Annotated in this window: 5 protein-coding genes and 1 pseudogene; all 6 read right to left on the bottom strand. The window is 40.6% G+C overall.

What is annotated here, in order from left to right:
- Positions 1–321: 321 nt before the first annotated feature.
- On the bottom strand, positions 322–732 hold the full coding sequence (locus WBM98_RS00215; RefSeq protein WP_424363992.1) for a c-type cytochrome: 411 nt from the start codon (positions 730–732) through the stop codon (positions 322–324).
- 206 nt (positions 733–938) lie between these two features.
- Positions 939–1,511 carry a DUF4251 domain-containing protein gene (locus tag WBM98_RS00210; protein ID WP_424363991.1) on the bottom strand — a complete coding sequence of 191 codons (573 nt, stop codon included), beginning with the start codon at positions 1,509–1,511 and terminating at the stop codon, positions 939–941.
- Between the two features lie 258 nt (positions 1,512–1,769).
- Complete coding sequence (locus WBM98_RS00205; RefSeq protein WP_424363990.1) at positions 1,770–2,474, bottom strand: hypothetical protein; 705 nt, start codon at positions 2,472–2,474, stop codon at positions 1,770–1,772.
- 240 nt (positions 2,475–2,714) lie between these two features.
- Positions 2,715–4,016 (bottom strand): APC family permease, encoded by a 1,302-nt coding sequence (locus WBM98_RS00200; RefSeq protein WP_424363989.1) that lies wholly within the window; start codon positions 4,014–4,016, stop codon positions 2,715–2,717.
- 66 nt (positions 4,017–4,082) lie between these two features.
- Positions 4,083–4,796 (bottom strand): protein-L-isoaspartate(D-aspartate) O-methyltransferase, encoded by a 714-nt coding sequence (locus WBM98_RS00195; RefSeq protein WP_424363988.1) that lies wholly within the window; start codon positions 4,794–4,796, stop codon positions 4,083–4,085.
- Between the two features lie 86 nt (positions 4,797–4,882).
- Positions 4,883–5,079, bottom strand: a pseudogene (locus WBM98_RS00190) (peptidase M19); the annotation flags it as partial.

Raw genomic sequence — 5,079 nt, 5'->3', positions numbered from 1 at the left:
ATTTTCCATAATAATATATACGCAAGACCTTATAACCCCTACACCTTTCCCTTTCAATAGTAAAAGCATTACCTTGATAGTTATTTCACAGTTGAAATTTCATCGACATTGAAATCATATGATGGACTTGAAAATAGGAGGCCATAGCAGGAGCAAATTATTAAACGCAATTGTAAAATACCGAAGAAAAAATATTCGGTTTATTCGAATAGTATGGTAAATGTCCAAGATTCGTTATCTATATTGATTGACACTACCAAGATCACTTTGCCTACCAAAATTATAATACTGATATAAATACATGCCCCAAAAAAAATACTATTATGGGTTTAATTCATCGACATGAAGCATATAGGTTGCTATGGTTTGCAGTTCCTCGTCGGATATTTCTTTTAAAAACCCATCGATATTCGCTTGCATAATGGCGACTTGGCTTGCGGTGGTATCCACAATGGGTTGGGCATTCCCTTTTAAAAACGCCACAATATCCCCATTTCTTTCTTTGTAAATGGCCATGATCTCTTTAACCGAGGGACCTATTTTTTTGTTGTTCACATCATGGCAGGTAATACAGGTCTTTTCGGAAAACAACCTATTGCCAAGAAATATCTGGGAATCCCTACTTAATGCCGCACGAACGGGCACAACATTTTCGGGACCCCTTGTGGATTTTTTTTCCGTATTGCAGCTACATACCAAAAGGATTCCAATAAAAAACAATACCAAGCGCATACTTTTTGAGGGATTAAATATTTTCGACTTAAATATAGTGAAAAGGCGCCTCCTTGGATTCCTATATACAAACATTTTGTTTTGTCCATTTAAAATACAAAGGATGAGGCCCAGGGATGTAGGCATTGATTAAAATGTTTGAAAACTATTGCTATTCCACGAAGAATTCCCTTCAAGCATATAGAATTTATCGCTTGGCTTAGGCCTTATGGCGCATTGGCATCGGCTAGGGCTTTCACTACCCCATCATACCGTATGGAGTTACGGTAGGGGCTATTCACAAATATTGCCGCTCTTTTGTTGGGGAATAATTGAATGATTACCATAAAAGGCTCTGTTTTACCCCTAACATCAAATTCGATGGTTACGGTTTGTTTTTTTTCGTTATCGGAAACCTCATAGGATAAAGGTTCCCCTTCAAAATTGATGCCTGCATCATTGGGATCTAGTGAATTGGCAATCCGGACTTCACCAAAATAAGACAACCCCGCTTGTACACTATCCCCCTTCACTTCGATGAAGTTCCCCGTCACGTCTATTCGCCCTGCATTATTTCCGGTATTGCGCATTAAAGCATTGGTTATCTGGGTAACCGCTCGGGTTTGCATCGGATGGGCGGTTTTTACATCAATGGTGAACGACTTGGTGGCCACCAAATCCTTCATGGCTTCAAACTGTTCGGCTTTTATGGCGCTGTCCGCCGCACTTTGGGTACTGCTGCAACCCCAAATAAACCCTAAAAAAATGCCTAAAACCGCTAGAATAGTACTTCGTTTCATCGTTATATCCCTTTTAAAACCGATGCGTTATGCACGGAAAAAAAGTCATGGGATTGTTTTTAATTATAAGTATATGATCCGTCCCAAGACATCCCTTAAATTACAGCATTTTCAAGACTTCCTTTCTGAAAAATCTGTTAATTCTTTGGCAGGCACCTGCGCCTAGGAAAGATGGCGTGCCTAAAATGGATGTACGGAAAACCGAGAAGGAAGTACCACCCTCTGGCATCAGCCAAACAATTTAGGTTTTTTGGCGTCTTACAAGCTGTAGGATACCCCTACAAATAAGCGGGGCATAAATTGGGGTTGTTTAATACTTTTGTTCGCATCCTTATAGGTGAATTGCACATCGTCATTCGCATTATCATTCCTGGGATTCACATTATCATTATCCGGACTATAGATGGTATCATGGCCCTTGAGGGTACTGTTGAAGAAATAATCGAGTCCGACAGCCGCCACCAAATCCATTCGTGGATTGATCTTAAAATGGCTCTCTGAGCCTAATCCAAGACCTAATTGTTTGGCGGTAACATCAAAATCCTCATTTCCACCGATATATTTGAAATTGCCCCGGAAACTGGAGTATCTGGGACCGACAACAAGATAGGATTCTTCCAAATCAAAAAGATCGGTACTCCAAAGATAATCCAAACGATAATCAAAAGTCCTTCCATGCTCCTCGGGGACACCATTGGTGGCATTATTTATAAAAATGCGTCGTGCATCGGCTGAATGGCCGGGGTCCATTCGTGTATATCCCAATCCGAATCGCAAATGTCCATCGAGACCTTCCATGGGATTCAAAGCCGTAAGGCTGGCGTTGAAACCTAGTCCACGGTTATAACCGGAGACCAGACCAAGGGCAAAACCGGTATCCTTTTCGGGCATGTTCGTTTGTGAAAAAATAAAGGAATGGGTAGCCAATACGGCTACGATGAGTGTAGGTTTTAAAAAATTCATACTAAAGATCTAAGGTTAAAACTGGGGTTCGGGGTTTGTTCGCTTTTTAGTTAAACAATCAGTATGGATATACGTATAAATCACTAACGACGGATTATATAAATTGTTATTTAAATCCAATAAAAAGAAGTGCTATTCCCGGAAAGCTAATTCATTGATGGGCAACGTATAAAACCCTTTTACTTTCTTCATGCTATAGAAACCCATCAATAAGGATACGAATAAGATCATGCTCTTATTTTATGCGGAATGCCCTTTATTTTTAGTATAGAAAAGATCTATTCTATAAACCATATAACCCAATGCAAGGTTGACAAGTCCGAGTCCGGTTTCAAAGGGTTGTGCAATTAACAAATACATTAGTATCCATGCACTTAGAATTAAGAAAATTAGTTGTGGAAGGGGAAAAATCGGACTCCTAAATCCGCTTTTAGACTTATTTCTTCGCCTTACTACGAAAACTGCGGCTACCGCCAAAGCGGCAAATAATTGTAATATAAAACCACTATAAATCATTACCTGTTCAAATGTTCCGGTGAACAACAAACCCAGAGTTATTGCAGTTTGTAACCAGATGGCCCTTAATGGGACCTTACCCATCGTTTTTTGGGCAAACCACCTCCAAAGAGTATGATCCTCTGCCATCGCTTGTGTTACCCTAGGTCCGGCCCATACCATAGCACTTATACTTGATATGAGCATGAAGGCAATTCCAAAACTGATCAGTTCGCCTCCATTTTGCCCAAAAATGGAAATGGCGGTTATTTGTCCGATTTCCAATTGACCCCTGATGTCTTCCAATTGATTTTGTCTTAGGAATACAATATTAAGAAGCAAATAAAGCAAACTCACGATCCCCGTACCCAATAGTAAGGCCCTTGGTAGATTCTTACGCACGTCCCTTATTTCATCAACGATATAGGTCGCAGCATTCCAGCCCGAATAGGAGAAGGTAACATATACAAAAGATACTGCAAAGGCGGGCAACAGCAATTCATCCTTCCAACTTTTGTCAAAAAGATATGCTGATGCCTCTGGGATACGGGTCAATCCAAAAAAGACAAAAATGAAAATCAGGATAATCTTCAGCAAGGTTGTCGAGTTTTGTAATATGCTGCTTCTTTTGATGCTCATTGAATGAAAAAAACTAATAACGATAATAGTGAAAATGGCCAAAGGCAATTCTGGAACTCCTAAATAGGGCGATATATAGGCCCCTAAGGCCATACCAGAAAGAGCTATTGGGGCTGAAAAACCTATGGTAAGGGAAACCCAACCCGATAAATAGCCCACTAATGGATGAAACGCCTTTGACAGAAAATGGTACTCACCTCCGGATCGTACCCAATAGGTTGCAATTTCTGCATAGCTCAAGGCCCCACAGAGTGCCATTACAGCCCCGAGGCACCATAAAATCATAATGGACCATGTATTGACCGTATCCACCAATTGAAATCCAAGACTTGTAAAGATACCGGCACCGATCATATTGGCTATGACAATAGCAGTGGCGGTGGGTAATCCGATGGTATTATTCCCCATTTTACCATAATTTGTTTCCTTCACAGCGTACCATCGATTTATCTCTCGAGGCAGTATTTATATTTTTCAATCTTTATTGGGTTTTTGCGCTCGGGTAAATGGTACGAAGCGAACGGACATCAAATCTTTTTTAACGATCTTATTTTTCTTTTTAGTGATCAAAACCAATTGGCGTATCCCATGATGTGGTCCTACAGGAATGATCATATGTCCCCCAATTTTTAGCTGGTCGATTAGCGGTTGGGGAATTGAATCAGCCCCAGCGGTAACCATAATGGCATCAAAAGGGGCCTTATCTGGCAAACCGTGATAACCATCTCCCCAGGTTACGACCACATTGGCAAAACCCAAATCTTTCAATCTTTCCCGCGCTGTTATTGCCAAGTCCTCCACAATTTCCATGGTATACACCGAATCAACAATTTTGGCCAGTACGGCTGCCTGGTAACCGGATCCCGTACCAATTTCAAGTACACGATCCTTTGAATTTAAATGAAGTGCTTGGGTCATAAAGGCCACGATATAGGGCTGCGAAATGGTTTGGCCATTGCCAATAGGCAAAGGCCCATCAGTATAGGCATTTGCCATCATCTTTTCAGGCACAAATTTATGCCTTGGTACGTTCAACATGGCCGCAAGGGTGGCAAGATCTGTAATATCCCTGCCCTGCAATTGCCATTTTACCATTTGCTCCCTTTGCTCTGTGTAGTCCGTTTGACCTACCATAGTAACACAGTGCATCAAGAAAACGCTAATAAGTATTGGAAAAATTTTCTTCATAGTTTTATCTTTTCCGATTATATACTCGGGAGAAATAAAAATATTGCTTTAAAAGAAGGATTTAAATGACCTCGGTCATTAGCGCATTACCCAAAATTATGTTTTAGAAAATCAATACCGTTTAAAGACATGATCCGTTCAATGATCTCATCGGCTTTTATGTTGTTTGCCGCTACCTTAAAATTGGCATCCTTCATATAATTGTAGGCATGTCTTTCCAGAAAATCGGCCAAAAAGGGCATTTCCTCCGAGGTCCAGAAGGCATTCAAAGGATCGATAATAC

Origin of the sequence: Maribacter sp. (genome assembly GCF_049667165.1) — a bacterium.
Taxonomy (GTDB): Bacteria; Bacteroidota; Bacteroidia; order Flavobacteriales; family Flavobacteriaceae; genus Maribacter_A.
Note: the sequence above shows the minus strand (reverse complement) of the source record. Positions and strands in the feature narration are given on the sequence as shown.